This is a genomic window from Actinacidiphila sp. bgisy160 (assembly GCF_057707815.1).
The window spans coordinates 60594-81030 of sequence record NZ_JBYIQW010000008.1 but is presented as its reverse complement, the minus strand read 5'-3'; the positions used below and the strand labels follow the sequence as shown (position 1 = coordinate 81030).

At 71.8% G+C, this 20437-nt stretch carries 13 protein-coding genes and 1 pseudogene; 11 read left to right on the top strand and 3 right to left on the bottom strand.

What is annotated here, in order from left to right:
• Window positions 1-105: 105 nt before the first annotated feature.
• Window positions 106-1098 (bottom strand): aldo/keto reductase, encoded by a 993-nt coding sequence (locus tag AC3EUJ_RS10070; RefSeq protein ID WP_431960800.1) that lies wholly within the window; start codon window positions 1096-1098, stop codon window positions 106-108.
• A 56-nt stretch (window positions 1099-1154) separates the two neighbouring features.
• On the opposite strand from AC3EUJ_RS10070, the gene AC3EUJ_RS10065 reads away from it, so the two are divergent.
• From AC3EUJ_RS10065 to serA, 6 genes are all read left to right on the top strand, one after another.
• A complete protein-coding gene (locus AC3EUJ_RS10065; RefSeq protein WP_431960710.1) occupies window positions 1155-2108 on the top strand; it encodes a 2-hydroxyacid dehydrogenase in 954 nt (317 codons plus the stop codon).
• Window positions 2109-2381: 273 nt separating this feature from the next.
• On the top strand, window positions 2382-5216 hold the full coding sequence (locus AC3EUJ_RS10060) for a putative bifunctional diguanylate cyclase/phosphodiesterase (RefSeq protein WP_431960709.1): 2835 nt from the start codon (window positions 2382-2384) through the stop codon (window positions 5214-5216).
• A gap of 212 nt (window positions 5217-5428) precedes the next feature.
• Window positions 5429-7306, top strand: a complete 1878-nt coding sequence (locus AC3EUJ_RS10055) for an acetolactate synthase large subunit (protein WP_431960708.1) — start codon at window positions 5429-5431, stop codon at window positions 7304-7306.
• Between the two features lie 32 nt (window positions 7307-7338).
• The gene (gene ilvN, locus AC3EUJ_RS10050; RefSeq protein ID WP_361792575.1) at window positions 7339-7866 is read left to right on the top strand and encodes an acetolactate synthase small subunit; all 528 of its coding nucleotides are present in this window, start codon (window positions 7339-7341) and stop codon (window positions 7864-7866) included.
• Window positions 7867-7942: 76 nt separating this feature from the next.
• Window positions 7943-8941: a ketol-acid reductoisomerase gene (gene ilvC, locus AC3EUJ_RS10045; protein ID WP_431960706.1), complete on the top strand. Its 999-nt coding sequence runs from the start codon at window positions 7943-7945 to the stop codon at window positions 8939-8941.
• A 253-nt stretch (window positions 8942-9194) separates the two neighbouring features.
• Complete coding sequence (gene serA, locus AC3EUJ_RS10040; protein WP_431960705.1) at window positions 9195-10784, top strand: phosphoglycerate dehydrogenase; 1590 nt, start codon at window positions 9195-9197, stop codon at window positions 10782-10784.
• Here the strand turns inward: serA and AC3EUJ_RS10035 are convergent.
• Entirely contained in the window at window positions 10768-12075 is a 1308-nt protein-coding gene (locus tag AC3EUJ_RS10035; RefSeq protein WP_431960704.1) for a glycosyltransferase 87 family protein, read from the bottom strand. The two genes, serA and AC3EUJ_RS10035, sit on opposite strands and share 17 nt — an antisense overlap.
• Window positions 12076-12215: 140 nt before the next feature.
• Window positions 12216-13403, bottom strand: a complete 1188-nt coding sequence (locus AC3EUJ_RS10030; protein ID WP_431960702.1) for a PucR family transcriptional regulator — start codon at window positions 13401-13403, stop codon at window positions 12216-12218.
• A 142-nt stretch (window positions 13404-13545) separates the two neighbouring features.
• Here AC3EUJ_RS10030 and AC3EUJ_RS10025 point away from each other — a divergent pair, with 142 nt between their 5' ends.
• From AC3EUJ_RS10025 to ureA, 5 genes and pseudogenes are all read left to right on the top strand, one after another.
• Complete coding sequence (locus AC3EUJ_RS10025) at window positions 13546-14475, top strand: proline dehydrogenase family protein (protein ID WP_431960701.1); 930 nt, start codon at window positions 13546-13548, stop codon at window positions 14473-14475.
• Between the two features lie 37 nt (window positions 14476-14512).
• Window positions 14513-16153 carry an L-glutamate gamma-semialdehyde dehydrogenase gene (gene pruA, locus AC3EUJ_RS10020; protein WP_431960700.1) on the top strand — a complete coding sequence of 547 codons (1641 nt, stop codon included), beginning with the start codon at window positions 14513-14515 and terminating at the stop codon, window positions 16151-16153.
• 959 nt (window positions 16154-17112) lie between these two features.
• The gene (locus AC3EUJ_RS10015; RefSeq protein WP_431960699.1) at window positions 17113-18150 is read left to right on the top strand and encodes a 3-isopropylmalate dehydrogenase; all 1038 of its coding nucleotides are present in this window, start codon (window positions 17113-17115) and stop codon (window positions 18148-18150) included.
• A gap of 207 nt (window positions 18151-18357) precedes the next feature.
• Complete coding sequence (locus tag AC3EUJ_RS10010; protein ID WP_431960698.1) at window positions 18358-19446, top strand: branched-chain amino acid aminotransferase; 1089 nt, start codon at window positions 18358-18360, stop codon at window positions 19444-19446.
• 187 nt (window positions 19447-19633) lie between these two features.
• A pseudogene (ureA, locus tag AC3EUJ_RS10005) lies at window positions 19634-20172 on the top strand (urease subunit gamma); the annotation flags it as partial.
• Between the last annotated feature and the right edge of the window lie 265 nt (window positions 20173-20437).

The window sequence follows — 20437 nt, the reverse complement described above, 5'->3', positions numbered from 1 at the left end:
CTCGCCGCCCCCCGCCTCATTCGGTCCCTCGAGTCCCCCAAGTCCCGCAGGTCCCTCAGGCAAGTCCCGCAGGTTCCCTCGGCCCCGCCGGACCCGACGGGCACCTCAGTCCCAGGAACCCCGCGCCGGCGGCAGCGCCGCGATCTCCGCGAAGTCCTCGTCGGACAGCCGCAGTTCCGCGGCGCCGGCGTTCTCCGTCGTCCACCGTTCCCGTTTCGCCCCGGGGATCGGCACGACCTGCGGTCCCTGGGCCAGCACCCAGGCCAGCGCGACCTGCGCGGGCGTCGCGCCGTGCGCCCCGGCGACCCTGCGCAGGCCCGCGACGATCGGCTGGTTGGCGGCCATCATCTCGGCCGTGAACCGGGGATGGCGGGCCCGTACGTCGTCCGGCTCGAAGCCCTGGCCCGGGGTGAGCGTGCCCGTGAGGAAGCCGTTGCCGAGCGGCATCGCGGCCATGAAGCCGACCCCGCGCTGCGTGCACCAGGGCAGCAGATCCGCCAGTGCCTCGGGAGACCACACCGACAGCTCGGCCTGCACGCAGCTCACCGGGAAGACCTGCTGGGCGCGGCGCAACTGCCGCAGCGTCTCGTCGTACATGCCCGCGCCCGCGCGCCGGGCCGCCCGCGCCCCCACCGCGCACCACCCCAGCGCGCGCACCTTGCCCGCCGCGACCAGCTCCGCCATCGCGCCCCACGTCTCCTCGACGGGGACCTCGGGGTCGGCCCGGTGCAACTGGTAGAGGTCGATCACGTCGGTCTGCAGCCGCCGCAGCGACGCGTCGCAGGCCCGCTTCACGTATGAGGGGCGGCCATTGGCCACCAGGTGCTGCTCACCGACGAGCAGTCCGCACTTGGTGGAGACGAAGACCTCCCGGCGACGCTCCCTCAGCACCCGCCCCAGCAGCAGTTCGTTGGTGAACGGCCCGTACATGTCGGCGGTGTCCAGCAGCGTCGTGCCGTGGTCGACCGCCGCGTGGACGGCGCGCAGTGACGATTCGCCGTCCTGCCGGGACGCGGTGTACGCCCAGCTCATCGGCATGCATCCCAGGCCGACGGCGCCCACTTCCAGGGCCGCCGATCCGACCGTCCTGCGCTCCACCTGGCTGACCTCCGCTGACCTCTCGCGCCGCCCCACTGTGCCATAGCCTCCTGACCATGGCTGACATCACCCGGAACCACCGCCCCACGGTCTGGCTCCCGATCCCCGCCGAGGACGTCGAAGGGCTCCCCGCCGAACTCGACTACCGCTTCTGGGACGGCGACGAGGAGTTCCCGGCCGACCCCGCCGACGTCGCGTTCTACGTGGTGCCCTACATGAAGGGCCCGGAGGTCGCCGGCCGCCCGCTGCCCCTGATGTCCGGGCTCGAGGTGGTGCAGACCCTCAGCGCGGGCGTCGACCACGTCGCACCCCACCTTCGGGAGTTCCCACCGGGTGTGCGGCTGTGCAACGCCCGCGGGGTGCACGAGGCCAGCACCGCCGAGCTGGCCGTCGCCCTCACCCTTGCGGCCTTGCGTGGCATCCCCCGCTTCGTCCGCGGCCAGGACGCCGAGGAGTGGCACTCCGGCTTCTACCCGGCGCTCGCCGACAAGCACGTGCTCATCGTCGGTTACGGATCGATCGGTGCCGCCATCGAGGACCGGCTCACCCCCTTCGAATGCCGTGTCTCGCGGGTCGCGCGGCTGGCCCGCCGCTCCCCGCACGGCCCCGTGCACGCCCTGGGGGACCTGCCCCGGCTGCTGCCGGAGGCGGACGTGGTCGTCCTGTCGACGCCGCTCACCCCGGCCACCCGCCATCTGGCCGACGCCCGCTTCCTGGCCGGGATGAAGGACGGGGCCCTGCTGGTGAACGTCGCCCGCGGACCCGTGGTGGACACCAGGGCCCTCCTCGCGGAGCTGGAGGCCGGCCGGCTCCAGGCGGCACTCGATGTCACCGATCCGGAGCCACTGCCTCCGGGCCACCCGCTGTGGCACGCCCCGGGTGTCCTGGTCAGCCCGCATGTGGGCGGCAGCACCTCCGCCTTCCTGCCCAGGGCGAAGCGGCTGCTCCGCGAGCAACTGCGCCGTTTCGCGGCCGGCCATGACCTCGCGAACGTCGTCGTGACCACCTGACCGCGCGCCTGGCACCGGGTGCCGCACGCGTGGGGCAGGACGCTACGCGTGGTCACGCTGTGTAGAGGAACTATGTCCCTGAGTGACTGGACTGGTGTATCGTCCCGCACTGGGGGAGCACGACCGGGGCGGCTCGGCGAGCCGCGAACGGGCGTGGGACGACTCAGGACTTGATGGGGGGCGACGGGCGATGTACGGCCAATGGAGAGAGCATCCGACGCTGGACCGCGGCACACCGTGCCGGGGACGCTCGCGGCTTCACGGGACGACGCCGTGAGCACGCCCGGTGCGGTCCTCTCGCAGGCGCCCGCGCCGGGCAACCGGACCGGCCTGCTGCCCCAGATGCTGCTGGTCGTGCTCTGCGGCGGCTACGCCATCGGTTCGGCCTTCGGCTGGGGCTCCAGCCGGCTGGCCCTGGTCATGGGCGACTTCGGGCTCTCCGCGGCCGCGCTGGCCGCGGCCGTCTCCTGCCTCGTCTACGTCCGCAGGGCCGCCGCCGACCGGTATCGCCCCGCGTGGGCGCTGTTCGCCGTCTCCTCCGCCATGGTGGCACTCGGCAACGGCATCTGGGGATGGTACGAGGTCGTGCTGCGCGGTGATGTGCCGCGTACCTCGGTCGCCGACTTCTGCTTCCTGCTCTTCGCGCCTCCGGCGATCATCGGGCTGCTGGTGCTCGCCAAGCGGCCGGTCACCCGGGCCGGCTGGGTCTGCCTCGGACTGGACGCCTGGCTCATCGGCGGCTCCCTGCTGACCCTCTCGTGGACCCTGGCCCTGGCCCAGACGGCCCTGTGGGAGGGCCGCGGCACGGCACGCATCGCCTTGTCCCTGGCGTACCCGCTGCTGGACATCATGCTGGTCAGCATGGTGCTGGCGCTGCACTTCCGGCGCTCCACGGCCAACCGGGCGGCGGTGAACACCGCCATCGCCTCCCTCGCCCTCACGGTGCTGTGCGACGCGCTGTTCACCTCGCCCCTGCTGCGCGAGCACTACACCTCCGGCCAGATCCTGGACGCCGGATGGTTCGCCGGCAGCATGCTGCTCGCCTACGCCCCATGGGTCGGGGAACGCGACACCGCCGAGCGGGGGACGAGGGCACGGCACCAGGAGCAGGGCCGCCGGATGAGCGGCTCGCTGGCGGCGCTGACCCCCTACCTGGCCGCCGCGGTCTGCGTGCTCGGGATCCTCTACAACGTCATCGACGGCCGCAAGAGCGACCGGGTGGTGCTCCTCACCGGCTGCACCGTCGTGCTCGCCCTGGTCGTGCGCCAGGGCATCATGCTGCTGGACAACATGGCCCTCACCCAGGAGCTGGCCCAGAAGGAGAACCACTTCCGGTCGCTCGTGCAGGGCTCCAGCGACGTCATCATGATCGCCTCCCCGACCGGCGTGCTGCGCTACGTGAGCCCCGCCGCCAGGGGCGTGTACGGGTGTGATCCCGAGGAGTGGGTCGGCACCGAGTTCGCCACCCACATCCATCCCGAGGACCTGGGCCGGGTGGTGCACGAGGTGCGCCGCTTCCTGGCCGCCCACGCGACCGAGGAACCCGCCACGCGCATCGAGTGCCGCATACGGCACGGGGACGGCAGCTGGCTCAACGTGGAGTCGAGCGTCAACCGCCACCAGGGCGGCCTGATCTTCAACAGCCGCGATGTCACCGAGCGGGTCCGCCTCCAGGCCCAGTTGCAGCACAACGCCTCGCACGACCCGCTCACCGACCTGCCCAACCGTGCCCTGTTCACCGAGCGCATCCGCCAGGCGATCGGCGGCCGCCGGGCCGGCGACGGCGACACCGGTACCACAGCGGTGCTCTTCATCGACCTCGACGGCTTCAAGGCGGTCAACGACACCGTCGGGCACCAGGCCGGCGACGAGCTCCTCGTCCAGGCGGCGCGGCGCCTGCAGGACTCGGTGCGCGCCGGTGACACCGCCGCCCGCCTGGGCGGCGACGAGTTCGCCGCCCTCATCTGCGGCACCAGCGCCGATCGCCATCTGCGCGAGTACCAGGTCCACGAGGTCGCCGACCGGCTCCGCACCGCCCTCTCCGAGCCCTACCGGGTGGACGGCACCGAGGTCCGGGTGGCCGCCAGCATCGGCGTGGCCTTCGCCGATCCCGGGGTGAGCCCCGGCGAGCTGCTGCGCAACGCCGACCTGGCGATGTACCGGGCCAAGCAGGCCGGCAAGGGCCGGGTCGAGATGTACGCGCCCGCCATGCAGGCCGAGGTGGTGCGCCGCGCCGAGCTCGCGGGACGGCTGCGCACGGCCTTGCGCGATGGCGAGTTCGCCCTGCTCCACCAGCCCGTGGTCGACCTCGGCACCGGCGAGGTGACGGCCGTCGAGGCGCAGGCCCGCTGGCGCTCCGCCCAGGGCATCCTCTTCACCCCCGCGGAGTTCCTGCGGGTCGCCGAGGACACCGACCGCACCGCGCAGCTGGCCCGCTGGCTGCTGGAGGAGGCGGTCGGCCAGGCCGCGCTGCGCCATGCCGCGGGCTGCCCGGTCCCCGTCGCCGTACGCCTGTCCACCCGGCGCCTGATGCACCGCGAGCTGCCCACCAGGGACGTCGAGGCCCTGCTCGAACGGCACGGGCTGCCGCCGGACTCCCTCGTCCTGCAGATCGCCGACCAGGACCCGCGGATCTCCCTGGACGAGCTGGAGCGGCGGCTGACCGCGCTGAGCGGGCTCGGGGTGCGCATCGCCCTGGAGGGCTTCGGCAGCGGCTACGCGCCCATGAACGCGCTGCGGCGGCTCCCCGTCGACGTGCTCAAGCTGGACCGGGGGCTCACCGAGGGCGTCGTGGAGTCCCCACGGCTGCGAAAGATCACCGCGGGGCTGCTGCGCATCGCCGAGGACCTCGGGATCCGCTCGGTGGCCGAGGGCGTGGACCGCCCGGAGCAGGTGCTGGCCCTGCGGGAGATGAGCTGCACCCATGGTCAGGGCATGGCATTCTCGGGGCCGGTGGACGAGCACCGGCTGCGCTCCTCCCTGACCCGCGGGGGCTACCCCGTGCCCGACGGCCCGACTGCGCTGGGCAGCGCCCGGATCTCCGTGCGCGGCACACGGAAGGCGGAAGAGCTACGCTCAAATAATGAGACGCCCGTCCCACCCGCTTGACACTCCCTGCTCGCGAGGAGGAAGGTCAGATTCATGCGCACCCGAATTCTCGTACTTGGAAAGCGCGTCGGCTGACCCGGGGCCCCTGACCGCCTCGTGGAACGCACCGACGCGCTCCCCTCGCTTGCCTGCCGGCACGAGGGGTTTTTTGTTGCCTGGGATCCAGACATACCGCCCTCTCCACCCTCAAACTCCTGAGAGATGAGAACCAGATGACCGAGCAGGCCACCGGGGCCCACCACCCGCAGCCGCGGGCCCGCGGCGCCGCGCCGCAGCCCACTCCCGCCGAGCGCGTCACGGGCGCCCAGTCCCTCATTCGTTCTCTTGAGGCGGTCGGCGCCGACACGGTGTTCGGCATCCCGGGTGGTGCGATCCTGCCCGCGTACGACCCGCTCATGGACTCCTCCAAGGTGCGCCACGTCCTGGTCCGGCACGAGCAGGGCGCGGGCCACGCCGCCACCGGCTACGCGCAGGCCACCGGCAAGGTCGGCGTCTGCATGGCGACCTCGGGCCCGGGCGCGACCAACCTGGTCACCCCGATCGCCGACGCCCACATGGACTCGGTCCCCATCGTCGCGATCACCGGTCAGGTGGCCTCCAAGGCGATCGGCACCGACGCCTTCCAGGAGGCGGACATCTGCGGCATCACGATGCCCATCACCAAGCACAACTTCCTCGTCACCAACGCGGACGAGATCCCGCGCACGATCGCCGAGGCCTTCCACATCGCGTCCACCGGCCGCCCCGGCCCGGTCCTGGTCGACATCGCCAAGGACGCCCTGCAGTCGCAGACCACGTTCTCCTGGCCGCCCGCCACCGACCTGCCCGGCTACCGCCCGGTCACCAAGCCGCACGCCAAGCAGATCCGCGAGGCCGCCCGGCTGATCAACGAGGCCAAGCGCCCCGTGCTGTACGTCGGCGGCGGCGTCCTCAAGGCCCGCGCCACGGGCGAGCTGCGCATCCTGGCCGAGCTGACCGGCGCCCCGGTCACCACCACCCTGATGGCACTGGGCGCCTTCCCCGACAGCCACTCCCAGCACGTCGGCATGCCCGGCATGCACGGCTCGGTCTCCGCCGTCGCGGCCCTGCAGAAGGCCGACCTGATCGTCGCGCTCGGCGCCCGCTTCGACGACCGGGTCACCGGCAAGCTCGACTCCTTCGCCCCGTACGCCAAGATCGTGCACGCCGACATCGACCCGGCCGAGATCTCCAAGAACCGCGTGGCCGACGTGCCGATCGTCGGTGACGCCCGTGAGGTCATCGCCGACCTGATCGTCGCCGTCCAGGCCGACCACGAGGCGGGCCGCCGCGGCGACTACACCGACTGGTGGAAACTGCTGAACGGGCTGCGCGAGACCTACCCGCTCGGCTACGACCTGCCCGCCGACGGCAGCCTGTCCCCGCAGCAGGTCATCCAGCGGATCGGCGAGCTGGCTCCGGAGGGCACCCTCTTCGCGGCCGGCGTCGGCCAGCACCAGATGTGGGCCTCCCAGTTCGTCTCCTTCGAGCGGCCCAACTCCTGGTTCAACTCCGGCGGCGCCGGGACCATGGGCTACGCCGTCCCCGCCGCCATGGGCGCCAAGGCCGGCCGGCCCGGCTCCACCGTGTGGGCGATCGACGGCGACGGCTGCTTCCAGATGACCAACCAGGAACTGGTCACCTGCGCGCTGAACAACATCCCGATCAAGGTCGCCATCATCAACAACGGCGCCCTGGGCATGGTCCGGCAGTGGCAGTCGCTCTTCTACAACGAGCGCTACTCCAACACCGTCCTGCACGCCGGTGAGACCAACGCGGGCCGCGGCTCCCACCAGGGCGTCAGCGAGACCCCGCCGGCCGGCACCCGCGTCCCGGACTTCGTGAAGCTGTCGGAGGCCATGGGCTGCGTCGGGCTGCGCTGCGAGTCCCCCGAGGAGCTGGACGAGATCATCGAGAAGGCCAACGCCATCAACGACCGCCCGGTCGTCGTGGACTTCATCGTCCACGAGGACGCCATGGTGTGGCCGATGGTCGCCGCCGGCACCTCCAACGACGAGATCATGGCCGCCCGTGACGTCCGCCCCGACTTCGGCGACGCCGCGGACGACTGAGGACCGAGAGAGAAGCAGAGGAACGACGCGACATGTCCAAGCACACGCTCTCCGTCCTGGTGGAGAACAAGCCCGGTGTCCTGGCCAGGATCACCGCCCTGTTCTCCCGCCGCGGCTTCAACATCGACTCCCTCGCCGTGGGCACCACCGAGCACCCCGACATCTCCCGCATCACCATCGTGGTGAACGTGATCGAGGACCTCCCGCTGGAGCAGGTCACCAAGCAGCTCAACAAGCTGGTGAACGTCCTGAAGATCGTCGAACTGGAGCCCTCCTCCGCCGTCCAGCGCGAACTCGTCCTGGTGAAGGTCCGCGCCGACAACGAGTCCCGCTCGCAGATCGTGGAGATCGTCCAGCTGTTCCGCGCCAAGACCGTGGACGTCTCACCCGAGGCGGTCACCATCGAGGCCACCGGCGGCGCCGACAAGCTGGAGGCCATGCTGAAGATGCTGGAGCCCTTCGGCATCAAGGAACTCGTCCAGTCCGGCACGATCGCGATCGGCCGCGGTGCCCGCTCGATCACCGACCGCTCCCTGCGCGCCCTCGACCGGACCGCATAGCGAGACCGCCACACTTGATTCAGCCCGCGGACGTACTGTGTGGGCAACCCCCCAGATCACCAAGGAGAGACCCGAAGTGGCCGAGCTGTTCTACGACGACGACGCCGACCTGTCCATCATCCAGGGCCGCAAGGTCGCGGTCATCGGCTACGGGAGCCAGGGCCACGCGCACGCGCTGTCGCTGCGCGACTCGGGCGTCGACGTGCGCGTCGGCCTGCACGAGGGCTCCAAGTCCAAGGCGAAGGCCGAGGAGCAGGGCCTGCGCGTGGTCACCCCCGCCGAGGCCGCGGCCGAGGCCGACGTCATCATGATCCTGGTCCCGGACCCGATCCAGGCGCGGGTCTACGAAGAGTCCATCAGGGACAACCTGAAGGACGGTGACGCGCTGTTCTTCGGTCACGGACTGAACATCCGCTACGGCTTCATCAAGCCCCCGGCCGGCGTCGACGTGTGCATGGTCGCCCCCAAGGGCCCGGGCCACCTGGTGCGCCGTCAGTACGAGGAGGGCCGCGGCGTCCCGTGCATCGCGGCCGTCGAGCAGGACGCCACCGGCGGCGGCTTCGCGCTCGCGCTGTCCTACGCCAAGGCCATCGGCGGCACCCGTGCGGGCGTCATCAAGACGACCTTCACCGAGGAGACCGAGACCGACCTGTTCGGTGAGCAGGCCGTGCTCTGCGGTGGTACCGCGGCTCTGGTCAAGGCCGGTTTCGAGACGCTGACCGAGGCCGGCTACCAGCCGGAGATCGCGTACTTCGAGTGCCTGCACGAGCTGAAGCTCATCGTGGACCTGATGTACGAGGGCGGCCTGGAGAAGATGCGCTGGTCCATCTCCGAGACCGCCGAGTGGGGCGACTACGTCACCGGTCCCCGCATCATCACCGACGCCACCAAGGCCGAGATGAAGAAGGTCCTCGCGGAGATCCAGGACGGCTCCTTCGCCAACAACTGGATCGCCGAGTACAACGCCGGTCTGCCGCGGTACAACGAGTACAAGAAGGCCGACGAGAACCACCTGCTGGAGACCACCGGCAAGAAGCTGCGCAAGCTCATGAGCTGGGTGGACGAGGAGGCGTAAGTCCTTCGCACCGCGTTCGACACGGTCCCGGGGGCGCCGCGCCCCCGGGACCGGCCGCTTTGGCCACCCCGTACACCCTCGTGCGGGTGATCCTTCCACGTTGGCGCAGGATGCCGGGCCCGCCGCCGATACACTCCATTAACAAGCGCGTCAGGCTCACAGCGTCGTGCGTCTTCCACGCGGCATGCCATTCCCCTCCACCGCCTTCGGCCGTCGGGACGCGGCCGTTGACCTGGGACTAGTGAGGACTCACGTGAGCAACCCCGTCGTACTCATCGCTGAAGAGCTGTCGCCCGCCACCGTCGACGCCCTCGGGCCGGACTTCGAGATCCGGCACTGCAATGGTGCCGACCGAGCCGACCTCCTGAGCGCGATCACCGACGTCGACGCCATCCTGATCCGCAGCGCCACCAAGGTGGACGCCGAGGCCATCGCCGCCGCCGCCAAGCTCAAGGTCGTGGCCCGGGCGGGCGTCGGTCTGGACAACGTGGACGTCTCCGCCGCCACCAAGGCCGGCGTGATGGTCGTCAACGCCCCGACCTCCAACATCGTCACCGCCGCCGAGCTGGCCTGCGGCCTGCTGATCGCCGTCGCCCGCAACATCGCCCCGGCGAACGCGGCGCTGAAGCAGGGCGAGTGGAAGCGCAACAAGTACACCGGTGTCGAGCTCGCCGAGAAGACCCTCGGTGTGGTCGGCCTCGGCCGCATCGGCGCCCTGGTGGCCCAGCGCATGTCGGCCTTCGGGATGAAGATCGTCGCGTACGACCCCTACATCCAGCCCGCGCGCGCCGCCCAGATGGGGGTGAAGATCCTCAGCCTCGACGAACTGCTGCAGGTCTCCGACTTCATCACGGTGCACCTCCCCAAGACCCCGGAGACCGTCGGTCTGATCGGCGAGGAGGCGCTGCGCAAGGTCAAGCCGCACGTCCGCATCGTCAACGCCGCCCGCGGCGGGATCGTGGACGAGGATGCGCTGTTCGCCGCGCTCAAGGAGGGCCGCGTGGGCGGTGCCGGCCTGGACGTGTACGGCAAGGAGCCGTGCACGGACTCGCCGCTCTTCCAGTTCGACAACGTCGTGGCCACCCCGCATTTGGGCGCCTCCACCGACGAGGCCCAGGAGAAGGCGGGCATCGCCGTCGCCCGCTCGGTGCGCCTCGCGCTCGCCGGCGAGCTGGTGCCGGACGCGGTCAACGTCCAGGGCGGTGTCATCGCCGAGGACGTCCGCCCGGGCCTGCCGCTCGCCGAGAAGCTCGGCCGGATCTTCACCGCCCTCGCGGGCGAGGTCGCGGTCCGCCTCGACGTCGAAGTGCGCGGCGAGATCACCCAGCACGACGTGAAGGTACTGGAGCTCTCCGCCCTCAAGGGCGTCTTCGAGGACGTCGTCGACGAGACCGTCAGCTATGTCAACGCCCCGCTCTTCGCGCAGGAGCGCGGTGTCGAGGTCCGCCTCACCACCAGCAGCGAGTCGCCCGACCACCGCAACCTGGTCACCGTGCGCGGCACCCTCTCCGACGGCACCGAGGTGTCCGTCTCCGGCACGCTGGCGGGCCCCAAGCACATCCAGAAGATCGTCGCGGTCGGCGACGACGACGTGGACCTGGTCTTCGCCGATCACATGGGCTTCCTGCGCTACACCGACCGCCCGGGCGTCGTCGGCACCATCGGCCGCATCCTGGGCGACGCCGGCGTCAACATCGCGGGCATGCAGGTCGCTCGTGACCAGGCCGGCGGCGAGGCGCTGGTCGCGCTGACGGTCGACACCGCCATCCCGGCGCCGGTGCTGGCCGAGATCGCCGAGGAGATCGGTGCGACCTCGGCCCGCGCGGTCAATCTCGAGGACTGACCGCCGGTTCGCTCCGCTGGGGGCGGCCGACCCGGGTGATCCGGGCCGGCTGCCCCTTCGCCGTCAGTGCCGCCACCGCGGGGGAGCCGGGCCGGAAGCGCAGCGCCACGGCGGCCAGGAAGACCAGGCCCAGCACCGGGTAGGGCGAGGCGAACGGCTGCAGCCACCACGCCAGGTGCAGATCCAGGTCACCGGCCTTCGGCACGATCCACAGCGTGCGCGCCAGGAAGACCACCGCGGCCACCCGCAGCGCCCAGCGCGGCGCCTCGGCGGCCAGCAGGATCAGCATCGGCACGCACCACACCCAGTGGTGCGACCAGCTGATCGGGGTGATGAGCAGCGCCGTCACCGCGCAGCACACCACACCCCAGGCCTCCCGGCCCAGCCGGCCCAGCCGTACCGAGACCGCGAGGCCCGCGCAGCCCACCATGAGCGCGGCGACCGCCCACACGGCGCCGGGGTGGGCGGTGTGCAGCACACGGGCGGCGAGGCCCTGCAGGGACTGGTTGTCCACGATCCAGGCCTTGCCGATCCGGCTGGTGTCGAACAGGCAGCGGGTCCAGTAGTCGACCGTCGCGCCGGGCAGCGCGAGCGCGCCCAGGAGCGTGGTGCCTGCGAAAGCGGCGGCGGCGACCGCGGCCTCCTTGCGCCGGCCGGTCAGCAGCAGGTAGACGGCGAAGATCGCCGGGGTGAGCTTGATGCCCGCCGCCACGCCGATCGCGATGCCCTTGCCGCGTGCGCCGTCCGGCCTGCTCAGGTCCCACAGCACCAGCACCGCGAGCAGCAGGTTGATCTGGCCGTACAGCATCGTCTGGAAGACCGGCTCCAGCCACAGACCGAGGGCCATCGCCAGCAGCACCACCACCCAGCGCGAGCCGCGGGCGCGCGGCCACCCCGTGCCCCGGCAGGACAGGTGCGCGAGCTGTCCGAGCAACAGCAGGTTGCCGCCCATGAAGGCCAGTTTCAGCAGCGGCACGGGCAGCCATGTCGTCGGCACGAACAGCAGCGCGGCGAAGGGCGGATAGGTCGCCGGGAGCTTCCACTCGGTGACCGTGAAGCCGTACAGGTCAGTGCCGTCGACGGCGGCCGCGCCCTCGGCGCGGTAGACCTGCATGTCGGCCATGGGCACCGACATCGACACGCACAGCGCGGTGAAGGCGGCCAGCGACACGGCCAGCAGCAGCCCGGCCAGGACTACCCTACGGTCGGGGCGGGATCTGCCGGCGACGGCCGGCGGTGTCCTCCACAGTGCTGGGCGTTCGCGTCCGTGGGCCTCCGTGGAATGAGTCACCGGCTCCCGATCCCCTTGTTTCGCCATCCGCGGTGTCCGCGCGGGACGCGCGGTTCGCCCGCGTCCCACACGTGTTGATCAAGCCCCCCATCGGCCTCGCGCCACGTTACTTGTGCCCCCTCGGGTCGGCAACAGTCCCTTCAGTCCCCGAGCCCGGCCGTCTTGAGGGCCATGTGGAGCAGCAGCCGGTCCTCCCCGTCGTCGAGGTCGAGGCCGGTCAGCCGCTCGACGCGGGACAGCCGGTAGTAGAGCGTCTGGCGGTGTATCCGCAGTTCCGCGGCGGCGCGCCCGGCCTGCCCCGCACGGTCGAGGTACACCTCGGCGGTACGGGCGAGGTCGGCGTGCGAGGGGTCCAGCAGCGGGCGCACCGCCGGGTCCACCGCCCCGGCGGGCAGCGCGGCCAGCATCCGGTACGGGCCGATCGCATCCCACTCCGCCGTGCGCCCGAGCCTCGGCTGGGCGCGTGCGGCGCGGGCCGCGGAGACGGCCTCGTGCCATGCCTCGGGCAGCTCGGCGAGCCCTTGGCGCGGGGCGCTGATCCCGGCCCGCGCGCTCGGCTCCGCCGGCCGCCCGTTGCCCTCCATCAGCCGCGTGGCCGCCGTGAGCGCGGGCCCCGACACCGTCGCCGAGCGCAGCCGTACCAGGGCGGCGAGCGCCGCGACCGGGGGCTCCCGGTGCGTCTCGCCCGCGCTCTCCTGCGGCGGTACCACGCACACCGCGGCGGCGCCCGGCACGCTGCGCGGTCCCGGGGCCTCGCCGTCCTCGCCGCCCGGCCAGGGCAGGACGCACACCATCGCGTGGGCCTCGTCCGCGTCCGGGCCGAGCGCGGCCCGCAGCGCCTCCCGGGCGGCTGTGCGGCCGGGCCCGGGGGCGGAGCGGAGGAGATCGCCCAGCGCCCGGCCGGCGTCGGCGCCCGCGCGGGACTCGGCCGCCAGCAGCGCGCCGATGCGGGCCGCGACCGCCATGGCGGCCGTGAGCTGGGCGTCGGTGTGCCCGGTGGTGTCCAGCAGCCACACATAGCCATGGACGATGCCGCCGTGCCGCACCGGCAGGCACAACCGGGGCCGGAAGACCCCGGCGTCGGGGGCGGCGGGGATGCGGACCGGTGCCGTGGCGCGGGCGATGCCGAAGCGCTCGAACCAGGAGCGCACCTCGGCGGTGGAACGGCGGGTGAGGATCGACCGGGTGCGCACCGGGTCCATGGCGCTGTCGTCGTCGCTGTCGTGCGCTCCGAAGGCGATCAGCCGGAAGTCGCGGTCCTCCAGGGTCGCGGGGGCGCCGAGCAGCGCCGAGACCTCGTCGACCAGCTCCTGGTAGTCACCGCGCACGCCGCCATTCTCCCTCATACATCTGTATGAGGGATGCCGATCGGATGCGTGACAGCTGTCGATGGCGGGCGGGGTAGGTGAATCCTAGATTTCACGGCGACGCTGCCTGCCCCCCTGGCAGCCCTTCATCCAGGAGGAGACCGTGCTGGGTCCCGTGCTGCTCGCCGCCTCGCGCAGCGACCGTATGCGCCGCGTCGTCGCGGGCGCGCCGATCACCCGCCCCGTGGTGAACCGCTTCATCGCGGGCGACGAGCTGGCGCCCGCCATGGAGACCGTGCGGTCGCTGGCCGCCTCCGGCCTGGAGGTCACGCTCGACCACCTGGGCGAGGACGTCACGGACAAGGCGACCGCGCTCGCGACCCGCGACGCCTACCTGCGGCTGCTGGAGGCCCTGAAGGCCGAGGGCCTGGGCACCCGCGCCGAGGTCTCGGTCAAGCTGTCGGCCTTCGGGCAGGCCCTGCCGTCCGGCGGCCACGACATCGCCCTGGAGAACGTTCGCCCCGTCGCCGACCTGGCGAGCGAGATCGGCACCACCGTCACGCTCGACATGGAGGACCACACCACGGTCGACTCCACCCTCGCGATCCTCGCCGACCTGCGCCTGCGCCACCCCGGCACCGGCGCCGTCCTGCAGTCGTACCTCTTCCGCACCGAGGAGGACGCCCGCAACCTCGCCGTCGCCGGCTCCCGCGTGCGCCTGGTCAAGGGCGCCTACAAGGAGCCCGCCGACGTGGCCTACCAGGACAAGGCCGAGGTCGACCGCGCCTATGTGCGCTGCCTGAAGATCCTGATGGCGGGCGAGGGCTACCCGATGATCGGTTCCCACGACCCGCGGCTGATCTCCATCGGCCAGGAGCTCGCCCACCGCCATGGCCGCAAGCAGGGATCGTACGAGTTCCAGATGCTGTACGGCATCCGCACCGCCGAGCAGCGGCGCCTGGCCGAGGAGGGCGAGCGCATGCGCATCTACGTCCCCTACGGAGCAGACTGGTACGGGTACTTCATGCGGCGTCTCGCGGAGCGGCCGGCGAACCTGGCCTTCTTCCTGCGGTCCTTCCTCCCCACCCGCTGAGCCCACGACCCCACAAGGACACAAGGAGATGTCTTCCATGGACGCTGTGACCCAGGTCCCCGCCCCGGTGAACGAGCCGGTGCACTCCTACGCCCCGGGGAGCCCGGAGCGGGCCCGGCTGGAGGCGAAGCTGAAGGAGCTGGCCGGGAACCCGGTCGAGCTGCCGATGACGATCGGCGGCGTGAAGCGGATGGGCGGCGGCGAGCGGTTCGACGTCGTGCAGCCGCACAACCACGGCGCCCGCCTGGGCACCTACGCCAACGCGACGCAGGACGACGCCCGCGACGCGATCGACGCCGCGCTGGCCGCCGCCCCGGCCTGGCGCGCCATGTCCTTCGACGACCGCGCCGCCATCATCCTGCGCGCCGCCGACCTGCTGGCCGGCCCCTGGCGCGAGACGATCGCCGCCTCCACGATGCTCGGCCAGTCCAAGACCGCGCAGCAGGCCGAGATCGACAGCCCCTGCGAGCTGGTCGACTTCTGGCGCTTCAACGTGCACTTCGCCCGGCAGATCCTCGCCGAGCAGCCGATCGCCAACGCCCCCGGCGTCTGGAACCGCCTCGACCACCGCCCGCTCGAGGGCTTCGTCTACGCGATCACCCCCTTCAACTTCACCGCGATCGCCGGCAACCTGCCGACCGCCCCGGCGCTCATGGGCAACGTCGTGGTGTGGAAGCCGTCCCCGACCCAGACGCACGCCGCCGTGCTGCTGATGGAGCTGCTGGAGGAGGCCGGGCTGCCCAAGGGCGTCATCAACCTGGTCACCGGCGACGGCATCGCCGTCTCCGAGGTCGCCCTGGAGCACCCGGACCTGGCGGGCATCCACTTCACCGGCTCCACCCGGACCTTCCAGCACCTGTGGAAGACGGTCGGCAACAACATCGACAAGTACCGCTCCTACCCGCGGATCGTCGGCGAGACCGGCGGCAAGGACTTCGTCGTCGCCCACCCCTCGGCCGACCCGGCGGTGCTGAAGACCGCGCTGACCCGCGGTGCCTTCGAGTACCAGGGCCAGAAGTGCTCCGCGACCTCCCGCGCCTACATCCCGCGCTCCCTGTGGGAGAACGGCTTCAAGGAGGAGTTCGCGGCCGAGGTCGACGGCCTCACCATGGGTGACGTCACCGACCTGTCGAACTTCATCGGTGCCGTGATCGACGAGCGCGCCTTCGCCAAGAACAAGGCCGCCATCGACCGCGCCAAGGCCGATCCGACCGTCGAGGTCGTCGCCGGCGGCACCTACGACGACAGCGTCGGCTACTTCGTCCGGCCGACCGTGCTGGTCTCCTCCGACCCGGAGAACGAGATCTTCCGCGAGGAGTACTTCGGCCCGGTTCTGGGTGTCCACGTCTACGACGACGCCGACGAGGGCGCCTTCGAGGCGATGCTCACCCAGATGGAATCGGTCGCCGCGTACGCGCTGACCGGCTCGGTCGTCTCCCGTGACCGCGCCGCCGTCGCCCACGTCATGGAGAAGCTGCGCTTCGCCGCGGGCAACTTCTACATCAACGACAAGTCCACCGGCGCCGTGGTGGGCCAGCAGCCGTTCGGCGGCGGCCGCGCCTCCGGCACGAACGACAAGGCGGGTGCCGCGCAGAACCTCATGCGCTGGACGTCGACCCGGTCGATCAAGGAGGCCCTGGTGCCCCCGACCGACTACCGCTACCCGCACATGGGCTGACCTCCGCGTCACCCGGACGAGCCCGCAAGGGGCAGGGCCCGGTACCCCCGATTCCGTGGGGTGCCGGGCCTTCGCCGTCTCAGATAGTAGGAAGTCCGAGTAATTGTGGAGACAGATCGGCGGAGCTGTCCTAGCTTTGTAGGAGCCGAACGTCTCGCTCCACCAGCGACCGGCGGACGTGAGCCGCGCGCCTTTGGCAGGTCACCCCCTGCAGCGCCGCTCCCCGCCCCGTTCTATGGCGACACAACCCTCCTCTTCATCTCCGGGAGCTGTTCACCATGGACGAGACCGCCCGCAAGAACGCCGCCGAAGCCCTCCAGCGCGCCCTGGACCGCCGTGACAACGGCGGGTCGACGGGGCACGAGCCGCGTTGAGCGGCCCCAGCGTGCCCCGCCGGATCAGCCGTCTGCGGCGCCTGGCCTACCTGGCCGTCCGCGCGATGGTGAAGTGATCGATCCGTCTGCCGTCCTCGGCGAGCGCCGAAGGGACCAGCCGCGCCGTCCTGCCGGACGGCGCGGTGGCTGCGACCGCACGGCCAGGAACGAGTGGCCGGTGTAGCGGACGCGTGACCACTCCACCGTCTGCGTGGCCTTGTGCGCATCCTTTGCCCAGCGGCGACAGGCGTCCACGCCGTCCAGGTCCTGGACGTGCCCTTCGTGACCGTCCGGCACGCGCGGCCCTGTGCGGCGCCCCTCGGCCTCGAACCGCGCCGAGGTCCCAGGGCGCGGTCGCACCCGGACGAAGGGCCCGCACCGGAAGGGGTATCTGCGAGGAGACTCATCCGGGTGCCGGGGTGGTGCCGAGGGCCAGGTGCCCGCCGATCGGGCCCGCGCGCCGTTCCACGTGGGCCGCGGCCCGAGGGCGAGCACCTGCCGGGGAGCGCACCGGCGGAGCGACGCGGCGTCCGCCATGCGGACATCGCGTGTCATTCCATGGACGGGGGGAGTAGGGTTCTCGCCATGTCTCGCAGCATCAGTCTCGCAGTGATCCCCGGCGACGGAATCGGCCAGGAGGTGGTGGCCGAGGGCCTGAAGGTCCTGTCCGCCGTCCTTCCGCAGGACGTGAAGCTGGAGACCAAGGAGTACAGCCTCGGTGCCAAGCGCTGGCACGAGACCGGCGAGACCCTGCCGGACGCGGAACTGGAGCAGCTCAAGGCCCACGACGCGATCCTGCTGGGCGCGGTCGGCGACCCGTCGGTCCCCTCCGGCGTCCTGGAGCGCGGGCTGCTGCTCAAGCTCCGCTTCGCCTTCGACCACCACGTCAACCTGCGGCCCTCCCGGCTCTTCCCGGGAGTGAAGGGTCCGCTGGCGGGCGAGCCGGACATCGACTTCGTCGTCGTCCGTGAGGGCACCGAGGGCCCGTACGTCGGCAACGGCGGTTCCCTGCGCACCGGCACGCCGCAGGAGGTGGCCACCGAGGTCAGCCTCAACACGGCGTTCGGCATCGAGCGCGTGGTGCGCGACGCCTACGCCCGCGCGCAGGCCCGCCCGCGCAAGAAGCTGACGCTGGTCCACAAGAACAACGTCCTCGTGCACGCCGGCCACCTGTGGAAGAACATCTTCGACAGGGTCGGCGAGGAATACCCCGAGGTCACCACCGACTACCTGCACGTGGACGCGGCGACGATCTTCTTCGTCACCCAGCCCGAGCGCTTCGACGTGATCGTCACCGACAACCTCTTCGGTGACATCCTCACCGACCTGGCCGCCGCCGTGACCGGTGGCATCGGTCTCGCCGCCAGCGGCAACATCAACCCGGGCGGCGAGTTCCCGTCGATGTTCGAGCCGGTGCACGGCTCCGCCCCGGACATCGCCGGCCAGGGCAAGGCCGACCCGACCGCCACCGTGCTCTCGGTCGGCATGCTGCTGCAGCACCTCGGTTACACCGCCGAGGCCGAGCGGATCGAGGCCGCCGTCGCCGCGGACCTCGCCGAGCGCTCCGGGACCCGCAGCACCTCGGCGATCGGCGACGCGCTCGCCGCGCGAGTAGCCGGCTGACCGCCGGGTCAGCCTCCTCCAGTCGGCCCGGCCGGTCAGTGACCGCACCACGACTGACCCTGACTCTCGGGCCGCGCATGTATGTCCCCGGCCCCGCCGCTGCGATAATCAGCGGTGGGGCCGCTGTGCGAGGGGAAACTCGGACGTCCTGGCACCTGAGGGCGGCGGGTGCGGTCCGCCCTGACCTTGACGCGAAGGACACCACACATGACGACGCCCACGATCGAGCTCAAGCCCTCCTCGCGCCCGCTGCCCGACGCGCAGCGCGAGGCGATCCTCTCCAGCCCCGGCTTCGGCCGCCACTTCACCGACCACATGGTGACGATCCGGTGGACCGAGGGCCGCGGCTGGCACGACGCCGAGCTCGTGCCGTACGCGCCGCTCTCCATCGACCCCGCGAACATGACGCTGCACTACGCGCAGACGATCTTCGAGGGGCTGAAGGCCTACCGCCAGCCCGACGGGTCCGTCGCCACCTTCCGTCCCGAGGCCAACGCCGAGCGCTTCCAGGCCTCCGCCCGCCGCCTGGCCATGCCCGAGTTGCCCGTCGAGACCTTCATCGCGGCCGTCGACGCGCTGGTCACCCAGGACAAGGCGTGGGTTCCCAGCCAGGGGGAGCAGTCGCTCTACCTGCGTCCGTTCATGTTCGCCACCGAGGTCGGCCTCGGCGTCAAGCCGGCCAACGAGTATCTGTTCATGGTCATCGCCTCCCCGGCCGGCGCCTACTTCCCCGGCGGCGTCAAGCCCGTCTCCGTCTGGCTCTCCGAGGAGTACGTCCGCGCCGCGCCCGGCGGCACCGGCGCCGCGAAGGCCGGCGGCAACTACGCCGCGTCCCTGGTCGCGCAGGCCCAGGCCATCGAACACGGCTGCGACCAGGTCGTGTGGCTCGACGCGATCGAGCGCCGCTGGATCGAGGAGATGGGCGGCATGAACCTGTACTTCGTGTACGGGAACACGATCGTCACCCCCGAGCTCACCGGCTCCCTCCTCCCCGGCATCACCCGCGCCTCGCTGCTGCGCATCGCCGCCGACCTCGGCTACGAGGTCAGCGAGGGCCGCATCTCCGTGGACGACTGGAAGAACGGCAACGCGGACGGATCGCTGACCGAGGTCTTCGCCTGCGGCACCGCGGCCGTCATCACGCCGGTCGGTTCCGTGAAGTCCACCCGCGCGGACTGGACCGTCGGCGACGGCCGGCCGGGCGAGGTCACCATGAAGCTGCGCAAGGCGCTGCTCGACATCCAGACGGGTCAGTCCCCCGACACGCACGGCTGGATGCACCCCCTGGGCGGCTGATCCGCCCGCCGCCCCCGTGCGGCGCCGTACACCGTCGGCGCGACGGCGGTGCCGGGCAGGGGAACGGCCCGCCTCACACGGTGACCTCGACCGGGTCCGGGGACCGCGCCGGCACGGGGTGCGCGTGGCCCGCGTTGAGGACGAGGTACACCGCGGCCGTGACGGCCGATGTGGGAGGTGCGCAGGCGTGAGGCCCACCCCGACCGAACGCGACCGGCTGCTGCTGTTCGGCGCCGCGGAGCCGGCCCGGGTGCGCGGGCTGCGGCTCAACGTGTCGGAGGCCACCGCCCTGATCGCCGACGCGGTCCGCGAGGCCGCGCGGGGACGGCGCGCGCCTCGCGGAGGCCGTCGAGGCCGTCCGTGCCGTGCTCGGTCCCGACGACGTGCTGCCCGGCGTGGCGGACGTCGTCACCGAGGTCCACGTCGAGGCCGTCTTCGACGACGGATCCCGCCTGGCCGGGGTCCCCGACCCGATCGGCGGGGCTCGATGGGGGCGCAGGCCCGGGCGCCGTGCTGCCCGGCCCGGCCCACCCCGAGCGGTCGCCGGAGGTTGTGCGGGCCGTCCGCGACACCGCCTCCGTACCGGTCGGCGTGACCTCGCACTGCCACTTCTTCGAGGCCAACCCGCGGCTGGGCCTCGGCCGTTCGGCGGCGTACGGAATGCGGCTGAACGTTTTGGCCGGCTCTTCGGTGCGCTTCGGTCCGGGGGAGGAACGGCAGGTCGGCGCTCGCAGAGCTGACCATCGCGGGCCTCGGCCGGCAGGTCGGCATGAGTGATGCCCTCCCCCCGGCACCCGCCGGCTGACGGACGGCCGGGAGACACGGCCTCCCGGCCTGCCGCCGACCGGGTGCCCGCATCCTGAGACCGTGTCCCACGTCCGCGGGTCCTGTGGCAGACTTCCGATGTGCCCTCGTTCGCCATGATTATCGGCAGCAGGCGCGCCGGTCCTCAGTGATCGCCGAACCGCAGACCATCGCGGAAGCGATCACC

Excerpts from the sequence above, each read along its gene's own strand:
- AC3EUJ_RS10055 (WP_431960708.1), top strand. The coding sequence starts at position 5,429 with ATGACCGAGCAGGCCACCGGGGCCCACCACCCGCAGCCGCGGGCCCGC.
- ilvN (WP_361792575.1), top strand. The coding sequence starts at position 7,339 with ATGTCCAAGCACACGCTCTCCGTCCTGGTGGAGAACAAGCCCGGTGTC.
- AC3EUJ_RS10065 (WP_431960710.1), top strand. The coding sequence starts at position 1,155 with ATGGCTGACATCACCCGGAACCACCGCCCCACGGTCTGGCTCCCGATC.
- AC3EUJ_RS10015 (WP_431960699.1), top strand. The coding sequence starts at position 17,113 with ATGTCTCGCAGCATCAGTCTCGCAGTGATCCCCGGCGACGGAATCGGC.
- pruA (WP_431960700.1), top strand. The coding sequence starts at position 14,513 with ATGGACGCTGTGACCCAGGTCCCCGCCCCGGTGAACGAGCCGGTGCAC.
- AC3EUJ_RS10010 (WP_431960698.1), top strand. The coding sequence starts at position 18,358 with ATGACGACGCCCACGATCGAGCTCAAGCCCTCCTCGCGCCCGCTGCCC.